General features: G+C 73.6%; 14 protein-coding genes. 5 read left to right on the top strand and 9 right to left on the bottom strand.

Translation table 11 applies throughout. The features are described from left to right. Positions 1–29: 29 nt before the first annotated feature. Both E5082_RS23705 and E5082_RS23710 read right to left on the bottom strand, forming a co-directional pair. Positions 30–1,403, bottom strand: a complete 1,374-nt coding sequence (locus tag E5082_RS23705; protein ID WP_135793284.1) for a S1 family peptidase — start codon at positions 1,401–1,403, stop codon at positions 30–32. 135 nt (positions 1,404–1,538) lie between these two features. Continuing rightward, on the bottom strand, positions 1,539–2,369 hold the full coding sequence (locus E5082_RS23710; RefSeq protein WP_135793285.1) for an SAM-dependent methyltransferase: 831 nt from the start codon (positions 2,367–2,369) through the stop codon (positions 1,539–1,541). Between the two features lie 141 nt (positions 2,370–2,510). Here E5082_RS23710 and E5082_RS23715 point away from each other — a divergent pair, with 141 nt between their 5' ends. Then, entirely contained in the window at positions 2,511–2,897 is a 387-nt protein-coding gene (locus E5082_RS23715; protein WP_135793286.1) for a PPOX class F420-dependent oxidoreductase, read from the top strand. Between the two features lie 13 nt (positions 2,898–2,910). Here E5082_RS23715 and E5082_RS23720 read toward each other — a convergent pair whose 3' ends face one another. Together E5082_RS23720 and E5082_RS23725 are read right to left on the bottom strand one after the other, a co-directional pair. Beyond that, positions 2,911–3,315 carry a Zn-ribbon domain-containing OB-fold protein gene (locus E5082_RS23720; RefSeq protein WP_135793287.1) on the bottom strand — a complete coding sequence of 135 codons (405 nt, stop codon included), beginning with the start codon at positions 3,313–3,315 and terminating at the stop codon, positions 2,911–2,913. A 116-nt stretch (positions 3,316–3,431) separates the two neighbouring features. Beyond that, positions 3,432–4,163: a TetR family transcriptional regulator gene (locus E5082_RS23725; protein ID WP_135793288.1), complete on the bottom strand. Its 732-nt coding sequence runs from the start codon at positions 4,161–4,163 to the stop codon at positions 3,432–3,434. Between the two features lie 165 nt (positions 4,164–4,328). Here E5082_RS23725 and E5082_RS23730 point away from each other — a divergent pair, with 165 nt between their 5' ends. Next, positions 4,329–5,180, top strand: coding sequence for an ATP-grasp domain-containing protein (locus E5082_RS23730; RefSeq protein WP_135793289.1), 852 nt, complete (start codon positions 4,329–4,331; stop codon positions 5,178–5,180). Positions 5,181–5,247: 67 nt separating this feature from the next. Then, positions 5,248–5,850, top strand: coding sequence for a peptidoglycan-binding protein (locus tag E5082_RS23735; RefSeq protein WP_135793290.1), 603 nt, complete (start codon positions 5,248–5,250; stop codon positions 5,848–5,850). A 4-nt stretch (positions 5,851–5,854) separates the two neighbouring features. On the opposite strand, the gene E5082_RS23740 is transcribed toward E5082_RS23735, so the two are convergent. The 5 genes from E5082_RS23740 to E5082_RS23760 all read right to left on the bottom strand — a co-directional run bounded on the left by E5082_RS23740 (position 5,855) and on the right by E5082_RS23760 (position 12,372). Continuing rightward, positions 5,855–8,200, bottom strand: a complete 2,346-nt coding sequence (locus E5082_RS23740; RefSeq protein ID WP_135793531.1) for a SpoIIE family protein phosphatase — start codon at positions 8,198–8,200, stop codon at positions 5,855–5,857. 123 nt (positions 8,201–8,323) lie between these two features. Beyond that, a complete protein-coding gene (locus tag E5082_RS23745) occupies positions 8,324–8,704 on the bottom strand; it encodes a hypothetical protein (protein WP_190045214.1) in 381 nt (126 codons plus the stop codon). A gap of 176 nt (positions 8,705–8,880) precedes the next feature. Then, on the bottom strand, positions 8,881–9,822 hold the full coding sequence (locus E5082_RS23750; RefSeq protein WP_135793291.1) for a MurR/RpiR family transcriptional regulator: 942 nt from the start codon (positions 9,820–9,822) through the stop codon (positions 8,881–8,883). Between the two features lie 54 nt (positions 9,823–9,876). Next, positions 9,877–11,541: a phospholipid carrier-dependent glycosyltransferase gene (locus E5082_RS23755; RefSeq protein WP_135793292.1), complete on the bottom strand. Its 1,665-nt coding sequence runs from the start codon at positions 11,539–11,541 to the stop codon at positions 9,877–9,879. A 165-nt stretch (positions 11,542–11,706) separates the two neighbouring features. Next, a complete protein-coding gene (locus E5082_RS23760) occupies positions 11,707–12,372 on the bottom strand; it encodes a nucleoside/nucleotide kinase family protein (RefSeq protein WP_135793293.1) in 666 nt (221 codons plus the stop codon). Between the two features lie 105 nt (positions 12,373–12,477). Here E5082_RS23760 and E5082_RS23765 point away from each other — a divergent pair, with 105 nt between their 5' ends. Together E5082_RS23765 and E5082_RS23770 are read left to right on the top strand one after the other, a co-directional pair. Beyond that, positions 12,478–13,218 carry an HAD family hydrolase gene (locus tag E5082_RS23765; RefSeq protein ID WP_135793294.1) on the top strand — a complete coding sequence of 247 codons (741 nt, stop codon included), beginning with the start codon at positions 12,478–12,480 and terminating at the stop codon, positions 13,216–13,218. Then, positions 13,215–15,566 (top strand): glycoside hydrolase family 65 protein, encoded by a 2,352-nt coding sequence (locus E5082_RS23770; RefSeq protein WP_135793295.1) that lies wholly within the window; start codon positions 13,215–13,217, stop codon positions 15,564–15,566. The genes E5082_RS23765 and E5082_RS23770 overlap by 4 nt, the downstream gene beginning before the upstream one ends. Positions 15,567–15,644: the final 78 nt, after the last annotated feature.

The following is a 15,644-nucleotide window of genomic DNA, read 5'->3' on the forward strand; positions in this document are numbered from 1 at the left end:
TTCCTGGCCGCGCCTGCCTCGGCCAGGGGTCAGCCCCAGGTCGCCGAGTAGTACCGCTGGTACGCCTTGCGGTCCTGCTCGGCGCGGATGTACCGGGTGGCGACCAGCGCGATCACACTGCCCGCGATCACCAGCAGTCCGGGGCCGACGTTACGGGTGTCGGTGAGGCGGGCCAGCAGCGTCTGTCCGTCCACGCCGGTCACCGGGGCCGAGGAGCCGGGGCGGGCCGCGCTCGGCGTCATCCCGCTCTGGCCCGTCTCCGTCGCGGGGGTGGGGGCGGCGCTCTGGGCGCCGGAGGGAGGCGTGGCGGTGATGAGCTTGACGTTCAACGCGGTGAGTGCCTTGGTCACCGGCTGGAAGAAGGTCGTACCGCCGGTGGTGCAGTCGCCGTTGCCGCCCGAGGTGACGCCGAGGGCGACACCCTCGGAGAACATCGGGCCGCCGCTGTCACCGGGTTCGGCGCAGACATCGGTCTCGATCAGGCCGGTGACGGTGCCCTCGGGGTAGTTCACGGTCGCGTTGAGCGCGGTCACCTGGCCGTCGCGCAGCCCGCTGGTGCTGCCGCTGCGGAACACCCGCTGGCCCACGGCCGCGTCGCCCGCGCCGGTGATGCGGACGCCCTTGCCGCCGCCGACCGCCACCACGTCGGCGCCCGGACCGGCCTTGTCGGTGTCGTACTGGACGAGGGAGAAGTCGCCGCCGGGGAAGCTGCTGTTGACCGTCGCGCCCAGTTGCCGGGTGCCCTGGCCGTCCGCGAACCAGATGGAGCCGGTCGGCCCGCAGTGCCCGGCGGTGAGGATGAAGTCCCGCTGTCCGTCGGTCACGTTGAACCCGGCCGAGCAGCGGCCGCCGGTCGAGAGGATCGGCTGGGCGCCGTTGAGCCGGGTGGTGAACCTGCCCCCGGTCCGCTGCATCGTCACGAAGTCCCCGATGCGCGAGGCGACTTGAGTCATCTTCGTCCAGTCGCCGGACGACACCGTGCGGTCCCCGCTCACCACGATCCGGTTGGTGCGGTAGTCCACCGCCCAGGCGGTGCCCGGCACGCGCGGGGCCGAACGCAGCGCGGCGGTGGCCGACTTCAGCTCGTTCATGCTGTGGCCGACGACCTTCGCCCGGGCTCCCGCCGCGCGTACCTCGGCGGCCGCCCGCTCGTCGGTCACGGCGACGACCGGACGGCTCTGCGCGTCCACCCAGTTGCCCGCCGAGCGGGCCGTGCCGAGCCGCTCCGCGAGTGCCGCGCCCTTGCTCCCGGCCGTACCGGCCGCGCTGAACGTGGTGGCCGGCGCTGCCGGGGTCTCGCTCGCCATGGCCGCCTGCGCGACCATCCCTCCTCCCAGGAGGAGTCCGCCGACCGCCGCCAGCCGTGTCACTCGCCGGACGACCCGCCGTCGTGCGTGCCTCATGCCAGACTCCCGAACCCCGAGCGCGCACCGCCCGGACCGGCGGCACGGGGCCCTCCGGTCGCGAGCGCCCCCCGTCAGTACGGGACCGGGGCCGGGAGTGTTCACCGGACGGCACGATCTCCCCGGCCGGCGGGGTCAGTTCTTGCGGGCCACCCCGCCGAACATGGCGACCTCCTCCGGCTCGGTGTCCCCGGCGCCCTCGGGACGCCAGCGCGAGCAGGACACCACGCCCGGCTCCAGCAGCTCCAGACCGTCGAAGAAGCGGGTCACGTCCTCGGGGGTGCGCTGGGTGAGCTTGGGGGTGCCGTGCTCGTTCCAGAACTTCACCGCCTCGTCCACGTCCGGCATCGAGGGGCTGGTGACGGTGTGCGACAGCACCAGGTAGCTCCCGGCCGGCAGCCGGTCCACCAACTGCCGTACCAGGCGGTACGGGTCCTCGTCGTCGCCGATGAAGATGACCACGCCGAGCAGCATCAGGGCCACCGGCCGGCTGAAGTCCAGTGTCTTCGCCGCGTGTTCGAAGATCGAGTCGATGTTGCGCAGATCCTCGTCGAGGTAGTCCGTACGGCCCTCGGGGGTGCTGGTGAGCAGGGCGCGGGCGTGGGTGAGGACCAGCGGGTCGTTGTCGACGTAGACGACCCGCGTCTCCGGGGCCACGCTCTGCGCGACCTCGTGCGTGTTGTCGGCGGTGGGCAGGCCGGTGCCGATGTCCAGGAACTGCCGGATGCCGAGGTCGTTGACCAGATGACGCACGGCACGGCCCAGGAAGAGGCGGTCGTGGCGGGCGTACTCCCCGATGCCGGGGTGCAGCCGGCGGATCTGGTCGCCGGCCGCGCGGTCGACCTCGTAGTTGTCCTTGCCGCCGAGCCAGTAGTTCCAGATGCGGGCGGTGTGCGGCTGGCCGGTGTTGATGCGGGCGCGAAGGGACGCGGCCACGTCGTTGGTGGCGGCCGGGTTGTCGGTCACGAGGGTCAGCTCCTGGGGTGCCTGGGGCGGGAGGTACCGGTCAAGACGCAATCTAGACGCCGGAGTTGCTCCGCGCCGCAGGTCCGCGGCATCGGGAGTGTCCGCGCGGCCCCCGGCGGGCCCCCTCGTAGACTCGGAGCCATGGACGACGCGCTTGTGTCCCGGCTCGGCTCGGGCAAGTACCTGCTGGTCACCAGCTACCGCAAGGACGGCACTCCGGTGGCCACCCCGGTCTGGGTCGTCCCCGACGGCGACGCCCTCGGCGTCTGGACCGCCGCCGACAGCTACAAGGTCAAGCGCATCCGCCGCCGCGCGGACGTCCTGGTGGGCCCCTGCGACATGCGCGGCCGCCCGACCGGCGCCCCGCACCCCGCGCACGCCGAGATCGCCGACCCCGCCACCACGGCCCGCTACCGCACCCTGATCGCCCGCAAGTACGGCATCGCGGGCCGCCTCACCCTGCTGGGCAGCAGGCTGCGGCGGGGGACCGAGGGCACGGTGGGAATCCGGGTGACGTTTCCCGCCTAGCCGGCCGACCGCCTCAGGTCCACGCCCGGCACGACTCGTCCAGCAGCTGGAAGACCGGTTCGCCGCGGACCGGGTCCTCGGCCGTCGACAGGCGGACCCGGTCACCGCTGTGGATGCCGATCAGGGGGCCCATGACGCGACCGCGTACGACGAAGCCCTCGGCGAGTTCGACGAGGGAGACATTGCGGGCGGCGGGGGTGTTGCGGTGGACGGTGGTGGAGTGGCGGACCGTGCCGATGCCCTCGCTGCGCTCGGTGCGGAGGTCGCTGCCCTGGCAGACCGGACACAGGAGCCGGTGGTACATCGCGGTGCCGCACCAGCCGCAGCGCTGGTACTCGATGGAGTCGGCGGGGCGGTCGGTGAGGAGGCCCGCCGAGCCCGCCACCGGCTGGGCCGTTCCTGCTGAGTGGTGGTACACGCTCGTCAACTCCCTGCACTGGGCCGGAATCCGCTCGTGCCCGATGCCGTGCCACCGTGCACGAGCGACAGGGTATGGCACTCAGTGTCACTCGTAAAGGCACTGCGTACCCTTATTTAGCGGCTCTCGCCCTGGGCCGCCTCGAACTGCCGCACCACCTGCCAGAGCGGGGCGTCCCGGCGGGCCACCAGGACCACCACGTCGTCGGGGCGCGGCGACTCGGGCGGGAAGGGAGACGGCGCGGGCCGGGCCGGCGTGTCGGCGAACGCCGTCTGCACGCAGGCGAGCGCGTGATCCACGGCCGCCTCCGCGTCCCCCTTGCCGTCCGAACGCAGCCAGGAGCGAAGGGCGTTGTTGTGCGCGGCGACCACCGCGGCCGCGATCACGTCCGCGCGCAGCGTGCCGTCGGGCAGGTCCGCGAACCTCCCGCGCAGATACGCGGCGAGTGCCCGCTCGTAACGCCAGACGACCGACAGCTCGTACGCCCGCAGCCCCGGCACCCGGCGGGTCAGCCGGTAGCGCTGTACCGAGAACGCCGGGTTCTCCGCGTACATGCGCAGCACCAGCCGGGCCGCGTCGCACACCCGCCGCACCGGCTCCTCGTCGCTCTCGCCCGCCGCGAGGAACGCGGTCATGTCGGCGAGGCAGCTCTCGTGGTCGGGGAAGACCACGTCCTCCTTGGAGGGGAAGTAGCGGAAGAACGACCGCCGTCCGACCTCCGCCAGCGCCACGATGTCGTCCACCGTGGTCTGCTCGTACCCACGCTCCAGGAAGAGCTGGAAGGCGGCCGCCACCAGGGCGTCCCGCATCGGCGGCTTCGCGGGCGGCGCCGCACTGCTGGTGCTCATGGACGGGAACGTAGCACCCGGCGGCCACCTGTGGCACTGAGTGCAGCCGACAGGGCCCGGTGAGGGAACCGAGTGCTCCGTGCGGGCCCGGCGATCATCGTCCACGTGCTGCGACGTAACCTTTCTCCACCCTGTCGGCACCCGGCCCGTACGAGGAGATCCCGTATGCCCTCCGCCCGCCCCCGCCTGCTCTACGTCACCGACCTGGCGTACCCGGCCCGCGGGCGTCGCTACGGCGACGAGGACGTCTTCCTCACCTCCCGGCTGCGCGACCACTTCGACCTCGCCCTGTGCCACCCGATGGACGCGGCCGCGCTGATGGACGGCTTCGACGCCGTCGTGGTCCGCAACAGCGGCCCCGTGCTGGGCTATCACGCCGAGTACGAGGCGTTCCGTGCCCGCGCCCTGGAGACCGGCGCCCGCGTCTACAACCCGCTGACCGGCAAGGCCGACATGGCCGGCAAGGGGTATCTGCTCGACCTCACCGAGGCCGGACTCCCGGTCATCCCCACCGTCGACCGTGCCGAGGACCTGCACCGGCTGCCCGCGGCCGACCGGTACGTGGTCAAGCCGACCCACGGCGCGGACTCCCTCGGCCTGCGCACCGTCCCGGCGAGCCGCGTGGCCGAGGCCCCGGTGGCGGACGGCTCGGTCCTGGTCCAGCCGCACATCGAATTCGTCCACGAGGTGTCCTTCTACTTCGTGGACGACGACTTCCAGTACGCCCTCTACGCCCCCGACCCCCGCGACCGCTGGGACCTGAAGCCGTACCGGGCGACCGCCGCCGACCTGGAGTTCGCGCGCGGCTTCATCGACTGGAACGGCCTCGGCCACGGCATCCAGCGCGTCGACGCCTGCCGCACCCTGGAGGGCGAGCTGCTCCTGGTCGAGCTGGAGGACCTGAACCCGTATCTCTCCCTGGACGTCCTTCCCGAGGAGGAGCAGGACGCGTTCGTGGGCACGTTCACCGCGTCCCTGAACCGCTTCGTGCTGGCGGGCGCCCTGGCCCCGGCGTGACGGGGGCCCGCTGAACGGCGCCGCCCCGCGCTCCGTATCTCCCGGCGAGGGACGGAAGGAGAGCAGCGTGCCGACAGCCCCCGATCCCGGACGCCCGCGCCCCGCAAGGGTCGTGGAACCCGTACGCGTCCTGCGTGCCCGCCCCACCGACGCCCTCGCGGAGCTGATGCGCGAGCTGATGCCGGAACCGGGGGAGGGGCCACGCACCACGCCGCCCGCCGACGCCGAGGAGGACACCGAGGAGCTGCCGCCGGTCCCGGCCGAGGACCCGGCGGCCCCGAGGTCGCGTCGGCGGCTCCGGGCCGTCGCGCCGGCGCTGGCGGCAGCCGCCCTGGCCGGCTTCGGCTGCGCCCTCCTGCTTCCCGACCGTCAGGAGTCCGCCGCGCGCCCCGCACCCGCACCGGTCCCGACCACGGCCCCCGCCACGGCCGCCGATCCCGACGGCCCCGGCACCCTCCGCCGGGGCGACTCCGGCCCCGAGGTCACGGAGCTGCGCCGCCGCCTCCTCCGCATCCCCGACGTCTTCCGCGACGGTTCCGCCACCGGCCCCTACGACGCCCCGCTCACCGAAGCCGTGGCCCGGTTCCAGCTCTGGTACGGCATCCGGGGCGACGAGACCGGCGTCTACGGCGACGACACCCGCCGAGACCTTGAGTCCCGCACCGGCTGAGCCCTCACTCCTCCGGGAACCGGATGTCCACCACGCACACGTCGTCGCGGTGCTCGTCCACCAGCATCGAGGTGAGCAACGAGTCCAGACCGTCGCCACCCTTGGTGAGGACCGTGTCGGCGAGCCGGGCGAAGCCGGTGAGGACGTCCTCGCCGGGGCGTTCCACCAGACCGTCGGTGAACAGCAGCAGCCGGTCGCCGGGCTCCAGCCGGGCCTCGGCGGAGTCGTACACCGGGGTCGCGCTCGCGCCGAGCAGCATGCCGACGGGCCGGGTGAGGAAGCGGGCCGTGCCGTCGCGTACCAGCAGCGGCGGCGGGTGCCCGGCCTGGGCCCAGGCCAGTACGCGGGTCGTGGGGTCGTAGCGGGCGAGGACCATGGTGGCGGTGGACCGGCCGTCCCGTGAGTGCAGCAGCAGGGTGTTCAGCCGGGTCAGCGCCCCGGTCAGCGAGGAGCCCGTACCCACCATGCCCTTGGCGGTGAAGCGGAGCTGAGCCATCGTGGCCACCGCTCCGATGCCGTGCCCGGCCACGTCGCCGACGACGAACAGGGCCGCGTCGTCGGAGAGTTCGATCGCGCTGAACCAGTCACCGCCGACCTGGATGCCCGACTGGGCGGGCAGATAGGCGACTTCGACCCGCAGCCCGGCCAGACTGACCGGGCCGGCCGGCAGTGGCAGCAGCGCGTGCTGCAGCCGGTCGGCCAGCGCCCGCTCGGCCTGGAGCACCCCGCGCTGGAGCAGCATCGCCCGCTCGCTCTCGACCAGCGCGAGTTCGGCGCTGCGCTGGGCGGTGAGGTCCTGCACGAAGCCGTGCACCTCGGCGGGCGTGCCGTCCGGCTCGGTCACCGCCTCCGCGACGATCCGCAGGTGCCGTACCCCGCTCGGCGCGTCGATACGGAAGGGCACGTCGAAAGGGCGGGCATGGTCGACGAGTTCGGTGATCGCGGCGCGCAGCGGAGCCGCGTCCTGCGGCACCACCAGCGCGGGCAGCTCCGTCAGCGGCACCGGCCCGCGCGCCGCGTTGAGACCGAGCACGGCGTACGTCTGCGCGGACCAGGAGGTCTCGCCGGTGACCAGGTTCCAGTTGGCCCAGCCCAGATTGCCCAGCCGCTGCACGTCCCACAGCCGCTGCGCCTGCCGGTCCACCGGGTCCAGCCGCAGCCAGGTCACCAGCAGCCCGTCGCCCAGCGGCGTCGCCCGCACGGAGTAGGTGGCGGTCACCGGTACGCCGTCCACCACGTCCTGGTAGGCGAACGGCGCGCTCTCGAAGGGCACGCCCGTGGTGAGCGCCGTGAGATAGCCGTGCCACAACTGCTCACCCGCGACAGTGGGATAGCTCTCCAGGATCTGCCGGCCGAGCATGTCGCGCCCGGTGTTGCCGAACACGTCGACCGCCTCCGGGCTCACGGCCTCGATCCGGTAGTCCTCGACCGCGCCGGACGCGCCGCGCAGCGGGCGCAGCAGGATCGTGGCACCCGGCAGCGCGTCGAGCACCCTCTGCACGTGCGGGGTGATGCCGCTCGCGTCGCCGGTCCGGTCCGCATCGAAGGCCCGCAGCCGCCCCGCGCACAACCGGGCCGCGCCCAGCAGCAGTTGACGCTCGCGGGGCTCGAACGGACCCTCTTGAGTTCGCAGTACGCCGAGTGCCACGCCCGAGCCGTGCCCCCCCGGCACCGGCAGCCAGGCCCGGGACAGCCACCGCTCCGAGGGGTCCAGGAGCACGTAGTGGCGCCGGTCCTCGGTGAAATTCTCCAGCCAGATCGGCGCGCCGGTGCGCAGACAGTCCAGCGGGGCGAGCCTGTTCACGTCGGGCAGATGGCGCCAGCGCCTGGAGAGGGCGGCGTCGATGCCCGCGTACCCGATGAGGTCGAGGCCGTCCTCGGGCCGGTGCTGGTACAGAACGACGGCGTCGACGCCCGTGTCCGGGCTGAGATGGCGCAGCAGGCACCCGGCCAGCTCCTGCGGCGAGCCGACCCGCACCAGAGCCCGGCCCAGGTCGGCCAGGACGTCCGCGAGGTCGCCGGGCGCGGTCGGCGCGGGCGTGCGGGAGGCGGACACCGGCCCCAGCACGCCGGCCGGGTCCGCGTCCGGGCCGCCCGACTTCGGGTGCTCCAGCGTGCCCAGGGTGAGCCAGCACTCCTCGATCAGGGTGCGGCGCCCGGCCTCGGCGCGGGCGAGCAGTTCCTCGTGAGCGGCGTCGGCGGACCGGCCGGTGAGGGCCATCAGCGCACCCTTGGCGCGTTCCAGCACCGCCGAGGACGCGGTGAGGTCCCGCAGCCGCTCCATCTCGGCGCGCTGTCGGGCCACGACTCTGGCCAGCGCCGCTACATCGGCGCCGAAGCCGCTTTCCATGGAAGGGGTGGGCTCGCTCGTCACGCGACGAGCATGGCACACCCTGGCCGTTCGCTCACTTGTCCGGCCCGGCCGTTCCCGTCCGGGGCGGCGGGTGCGGGACCGGCCGCAGGAGGAGCGGGGTCAGCGGCCGGTACCACGGGTGCCCAGCGCCTCGGAGACGGCGCGGACGCTGCGCGCGATGTGCTGGAGCTGGAGCAGCTCGGCGGCGTACAGCTTGATGGTGTGCTCGATGACCGACTCCGGCAGCCCGAGCATCGGCAGTTCGGCGCGGGCGGTCTGCAGCGCGGTGCGTGCCACCCGGATCTCCTGCTGGACCTGGAGCCCGGCGTGCCGGGCCAGCAGGACGGGGTGCTTGATCAGCGCCGGATAGCTGGCGTAGCGCGCCGGAATCAGTTCGCGCAGCCACTTGGCCGCCGAGCGTTCCCAGTCGTAGCTGCCCGGCTGCTTGACCTGGCAGGGCCAGTCGCCGCTGATGCGCGTGGTGGTGATCGGCATGCTCATCGCTTCCGGTGTGCCTCGTCGCCGGAGAGGGTGATCCGACGGGTGGGGGCGGCCCTGGCCCGGCGGGCCGGGCGGGGACGCCACGGAATCCGTGAGCAGTATTTATATATGCCAACCGCTTTGCAAGACGGATGAAAACATTCATCCGTGCCGGGGCGGGGCCGATCCGCGCGGGATCAGTCCCGCAGGAAGAACTGCTGCTGGTCGGCGACCTGCTCGTACTGCTCCAGGCGGGCCTGGGTACGCTCGGGGTCGGCGTCGGTCATCGCCTGGAGCAGCGCGGCGGCCAGCAGACCGGGGGCCGCGTAGGAGTCGAAGACCAGCCGGGAGCCGGTGCCGGTGGCGAAGGTGACGTCGGCCTCCTCCGCCAGCGGGCCCAGCGCGAGATCGGTGATCAACGCGACCTTCAGCCCCGCCTCCCGCGCCACCCGCAGCGCGGCGAGCGTCTCCTGGGCGTGCCGGGGCATGGCGAACGCCAGCACCCAGGTGCCGCCCGCCTCACGGGACTGGAGCAGCGCGTCGCACGCCACGCTGCCGCCCCGCGTCACCAGCCGCACATCGGGGTGGATGCGCCGGGCCGCGTACCCGAAGTACTCCGCCAGCGACCCCGAGATGCGCAGCCCCAGCACGGTCAGCGGGGTGGAGCGGGACAGCTCGCGGCCCACCCGGATCACCCGTTCGGGGTCGGCCAGGTCGCGGCGCAGATGCTCCAGGTTCTGGATCTCCGCGTCCACGGCGGCCTGCAGCTCGTTCGCCCGGTCCTCCTCGCCCGGACCGCCCGCCAGCGCGCCCAACGCGATCGACTGCAGCCGCTCCCGCAGCGCCGGGTACCCGCTGAAGCCCACGGCGGAGGCGAACCGGGTCACCGAGGGCTGGCTCACCCCGGCCCGGTCGGCCAGCTCGGTGATGGACAGGAACGCGGCCTCGGTGAGGTGCTCGATCAGGTACTGCGCCACCCGGCGCTGTCCGGGGGAGAGCCGGGGCCCGTCGAACAGCGCCCGGAGCTGGGAGGTCGGCGCGGCCTCGGCGCCCGTGGCGGGGCCGCCCGAGGTGATCGCTGATGCCTGGGCGCGTGCCTGTTGCGGCGAGGGCGCCGGACCGTCGACTTTGTCTCCCACGACGAGCCAACATAGCTCACCACTGCTGGTCGCCCCGCGTGTCGGCCGGGAGGGTCAGCGCCGGTACACCGTGATCGAGTGCCCCACGTCGTCGACCGGGCGGCTCGTGCGGATCAGCTCCGCCAGCCGCCCCCGCGCCTTGGCGGCGGCCGAGTCCGACACCACCAGCAGCCCCCGCACCCGCTCCGGCGGCACCGAGAGCGGAGCGCCCGCGTGGATGCCGTAGTACGACGGGACCCCGCTGCCCTTGTAGACCAGCCACACCCGCTCGCCCGGGTACCGCTCCCGCAGCCGGTGCGCGAGGGCGCCGAGGTCCTGGCCCCAGTCCACGTTGGAGTCGTGCAGCAGCCGGTGCGTGCGCGCGGGGCCGCCGAACGCCTCGTTGGCGTAGGGCAGGTAGTACGGGAACGTCCGCAGCGAACTCACCGCAACCCACAGCACCAGCACCCCGGCCAGCGCTTCGGCCCACCGGCGCCGCCAGAGCGTGACACAGCCGCCGGCCAGCGCCAGGAACACCGGCACGAACAGCGCGTACCGGGTGCCGAAGTCCCGCGCGCCCGTCGTCGCCACCGCCAGCAGCAGTGCGGGCGGCAGCAGCAGGTACGGGGCCGCGGCGCGCAGGCGGGGCACCGCCAGGACGGTCACGGCGCCGGCCGCGCCCAGGGCCAGGAGCCCGAGCGGGGTCTTCACCAGGAGGGCCACGGGGAGGTAGTACCAGAGGGCGCCGGTGTACACCCGGCCGAACAGGAAGCCCTCCCACGGGTAGTACTCCATGGCGAACTGCGCCCGCAGCCCGGCGCCGTAGGCGGGAGGCAGCGGCAGCAGACCGCTCACCAGCGCCCGCTTGCCCGCCAGCGGCGGGAGCGGCTCGGCGGGCGCGAACCCCAGCCGGGGGTCGACGACCAGATAGGTGGCCCAGACGACGGCCAGCGTCACCGCCAGCACCACGCCCGCGCCCCCGAGCGCCACCAGCACCCCGCGCCGCCGTCCGGCACCGGCTCGCGCGTGCCGGACCGACCAGGCGGCCAGCAGCATCAGCAGCGGGATCGCGGGCAGCGCGCTCATCTTCGTGGCCACCGCCGCGCCCAGCGCCGCCCCGGCGAGCGGCACGTACAGGCGGGGCCGGTTCCGGGCCCGCCAGGCCAGCCAGACGGAGGTCAGCAGGAAGGCGGTCATCGGGAGGTCCAGCGTGGCCAGCGAGCCGTGCGCGACGACGTCGGGGCAGAAGGCGTACAGCGCGAGGGCCACCGGACCGGCCGCCCTCCCGGCCAGGTCCCGTGCGAAGGCGAACACCACCAGCCCGCCGAGCAGTGTCAGCGCGATCACCGGCAGCCGCGCCCACAGCATCAGCCGCCAGGGGTCGTTCCCCGACCCGTACAGCAGATGGCGGCCCGCCTCGCTCTGGGTGCCGGGGAAATCGGGCTCGTAGTGCGGGTCGGCCACCGCGATCCCGGCCGCGATCAGGAGCTTGCCGAGCGGCGGGTGCTCGGGGTTGTAGCGCAGCCGGTGCTCGTGCAGGTAGTCGGCGGCGGTGACCACGTACACCGGCTCGTCGATGGTGGGCGTCTGCCGGACGGCCGTGGTGACCATCGCGGCCGCCATCTGGGCCAGGAGCAGCGCCACCAGCAGCGGCACCAGCCGGCGGCGGTCACGGGGGCGGGGGAGCGGGGGCGCCGGTGCGGGGATCGTCCCGGTCCCGAGGTGTTCGCTCGCCATCATCCGCCCCACGGTGGCACGGGCCGCACCGGTCCCGGTGCCGATCCGCCCTCGTCGGGGCCGTGTCCGCACACCGTTCCCGCGACCGGCGGTGCCACCGCCCCCGCCGGTCCCCTCGGCGGACCCTCCGCCGCGCTCCGTGGGATACGGGCCCCGGCGGGCGCCGGTTCAGCCCCGGCCGGGTACGGGCAGCGCCGAGGCCGGTATCACCAGGTCCGCCCGCTCCCGCGTGGTGGCGATCAAATCGGCGTTGCGCTGGTCGGTGCCGAGCACCCAGGCCACCGCCGCCGTGTGCTCCTTGCCGAACTCCACATGCCGGGCCACCAGGCGCCGCACCCGCTCCGGCTCGTCGACCTCGCAGTACCAGACCTCGTCCAGCAGCGGCCGTACCCCGGCCCATGAACCCTCGCGCAGCAGAAGGTAGTTGCCCTCGGTCACCACCAGCCGGGACGACGGCGGCACCGGGATCGAGCCCGCCACCGGCTGCTCCAGGTCCCGCTCGAAGGCGGGCGCGTACACCACCTCGTCCGCGTCGGCGGGGGTCTCGCGCAGCCGCCGCAGCAGCGCCGCGTACCCGGCCGCGTCGAAGGTGTCCGGGGCGCCCTTGCGGTCCCGGCGGCCCAGCCGGTCCAGTTCGGCGTCGGCCAGGTGGAAGCCGTCCATCGGGACGTGCGCCACCCAGGGCGGGCCGTCCGCGTTCAGGGCGCGGACGAGGTGTCCGGCGAGGGTCGTCTTGCCCGCGCCGGGACCGCCCGCGATACCGAGGATCGCGCGCTGTCCGTCCTCGACCAGGCTGCGGGCGCGGAGGAGAAGGTCGTCGAAGGTCGGCGGCATGCAGCGAAGTGTGCCACCGGGCGTGCGCGGGGCGGCCGCCGGGCGCCCCCATTTCCGCTCGGAACGGCGTGATCGCCGCGCCCGATCCGGGGAAGGGAGCAGGGTATGACTCAGCTCGGACTGCCCGACACCATCCAGGCGTGCCTGTTCGACCTCGACGGAGTCGTCACCAAGACGGCCGTCGTGCACGCGGCCGCCTGGAAGGAGACCTTCGACGCCTTCCTCCGCGACCACGAGGGCCCGGACGCGCGGCCGTTCGACGAGGTCGCCGACTACGACGAGTACGTGGACGGCCGCCCCCGCGCCGACGGCGTCCGCTCCTTCCTGAAGTCCCGCGGGATCGAACTCCCCGAGGGCGGCCCCGACGACCCGCCGGACGCCGGCACCGTGCAGGGCCTCGGCAACCGCAAGAACGAGCTGCTTCTGGAGAAGATCCGCACCGACGGCGTCGAGCCGTACGAGGGCACACTGCGCTATCTGGCCGCCGTGCGCGCGGCCGGCCTGGCCACCGCCATCGTCTCCTCCAGTGCCAACTGTCAGGACGTGCTCCGCTCGATCGACGCCGAGGACCTCTTCGACGTACGGATCGACGGGGTGGTGGCCGCCGAACGGCACCTGCCGGGCAAGCCGAAACCCGACACCTTCCTGGCCGCCGCGGCGGACCTCGGCGTGCCCCCGGAGCGGGCCGCCGTCTACGAGGACGCGCTCGCCGGGATGGACGCGGGCCGCGCCGGAGGCTTCGGATACGTGGTCGGGCTGGACCGCACGGGGCAGGCCGACGCGCTGTACGCCCACGGCGCGCATATCGTCGTGAAAGACCTCGCCGAGCTGGGAGGGACGCAGTGATCACTGAGCGGGCGTACACGGTCGAGCCCTGGCACGTGCGCGAGACCACCCTCGATCTGGACGTGCTCGCCCAGAGCGAGTCGGTGTTCGCACTGTCCAACGGGCACGTCGGCTGGCGCGGCAACCTCGACGAGGGCGAGCCGCACGGCCTGCCCGGCAGCTATCTCAACGGCGTGCACGAGGTGCACCCGCTGCCGTACGCGGAAGCCGGCTACGGCTACCCGGAGTCCGGGCAGAGCGTCATCGACATCACCAACGGCAAGATCCTGCGTCTGCTGGTGGACGACGAACCCTTCGACCTGCGCTACGGCCGCCTGATCTCCCACGAACGCGTCCTCGACATGCGGCGCGGGGTGCTGGAACGCACCTGCGAGTGGACCTCCCCGGCCGGCTCCACGGTCCGGGTGCGCTCCACCCGGCTGGTCTCCCTCACCCAGCGCGCGGTGGCCGCCATCGCCTACGAGGTGGAGGCCGTGGGCCGTCCCAGCCGTGTCGTGATCCAGTCCGAGCTGGTCGCCAACGAGAGCCTGCCCGAGCCCAACGGCGACCCGCGTGCCGCGATGAGCCTGCGCTCGCCACTGGAGCAGGAGGACGGCTTCGCCTCGGGGGAGCGGCTGCGGCTGGTGCACCGCACCAAGCGCAGCGGCCTCAGGGTCGCGGTCGGCGCCGACCACGTCGTCACCGGGCCCGGCCGCACCACCAGCCGCAGCGAGAGCGGCATCGACGTCGCCCGGCTCACCGTCACCTCCGTACTGGAGCCCGGACACACCCTGCGGGTGGAGAAGCTGGTCGCGCACGGCTGGTCCGGCACCCGCTCGCTGCCCGCCATGGCCGACCAGGTCGACGCGGCCCTCGCCGCCGCCTCCCACGACGGCTGGGAAGGGCTCCTGGCCGCCCAGCGCGAGGCCCTCGCGGACTTCTGGGCGCGCGCCGACGTCGAGGTGCACGGCGACGAGGAGATCCAGCAGGCCGTACGCTTCGCCCTGTTCCACGTCTTCCAGGCCGGCGCCCGCGCCGAGCAGCGCGCCATCCCCGCCAAGGGCCTCACCGGCTCCGGGTACGACGGGCACGCCTTCTGGGACACCGAGATGTTCGTGCTGCCCCTGCTCACCCACACCGCGCCACGGGCCGTCGCCGAGGCGCTGCGCTGGCGCCACAACACCCTGGACGCCGCCCGCGAACGCGCGGCCCAGCTGGGGCTCGGCGGCGCCGCCTTCCCCTGGCGGACCATCGAGGGCTCGGAGGGCTCCGCCTACTGGCCCGCCGGTACCGCCGCCTTCCATGTGAACGCCGACATCGCCGACGCGGTCGTGCGCTACGTCGAGGCCACCGGTGACCTGCGCTTCGAACGCGAGGTGGGCATGGAGCTGCTGGTGGAGACCGCCCGGCTGTGGCGCTCGCTGGGCCACCACGACCACCGCGGCGCCTTCCACATCGACGGGGTCACCGGGCCCGACGAGTACAGCGCGGTCGCCGACGACAACACGTACACCAATCTGATGGCGCGGCAGAACCTGCTCGCGGCCGCCGACGCCGTGGAGCGCTACCCCGAGGAGGCCCAGCGGCTCGGCACCGACGAGGAGGAGAGCGCGGCCTGGCGGGACGCGGCCGAGGCGATGAACATCCCCTACAACGACGAACTCGGCGTCCACGAGCAGAACGCCGGCTTCACCCGCTACCAGCGCTGGGACTTCGCCGGGACCCGCCCCGACCAGTACCCCCTGCTGCTGCACTTCCCGTACTTCGACCTCTACCGCAAACAGGTCGTCAAACAGGCCGACCTGGTCCTGGCCATGTACAGCTGCTCCTCCTACTTCGACGACGAGCAGGTGGCCCGGAACTTCGCCTACTACGAGCCGCTGACCGTCCGCGACTCCTCCCTGTCGGCCTGCTGCCAGGCCGTCATCGCCGCCCAGGCGGGCCATCTGCGGCTCGCCTACGCCTACACGACCGAGGCGGCGCTGATGGACCTGCACGACCTGGAGCACAACACCCGCGACGGACTGCACATCGCCTCGCTGGCCGGGACCTGGATGGCGCTGGTCGCCGGGTTCGGCGGCATGCGGCGGGTGCTGACGGGCCCGGCCGGGATGAGCTTCGCGCCGCGGCTGCCCGAGCGGCTGCGCAAACTCGCCTTCCACCTGCAGTTCCGGGGGCGGCGGCTGCGCGTGGAGATCAGCGGGGACAAGGCGACCTACACGCTGCTGGAAGGACCGCCGCTGATCATCGAGCACCATGGGGAGACCGTCATGCTGGAGGCCGACGAGCCCGCCGTGCGGACCGTGCCCCCGCCCACCCCGCGCCCCACCCCCGAGCAGCCGCCGCACCGGGTGCCGAAGGGGCTCTGAGCCCGCCGGTCACCTGGTGCGTCCCCCCGCCGCGCCGGGCCACCGCCGTATGGCCGTACCTGCGCGGCGGGGGGTGTG

Source organism: Streptomyces griseoluteus (assembly GCF_004784465.1).
Classification (GTDB): Bacteria; Actinomycetota; Actinomycetes; order Streptomycetales; family Streptomycetaceae; genus Streptomyces; species Streptomyces griseoluteus.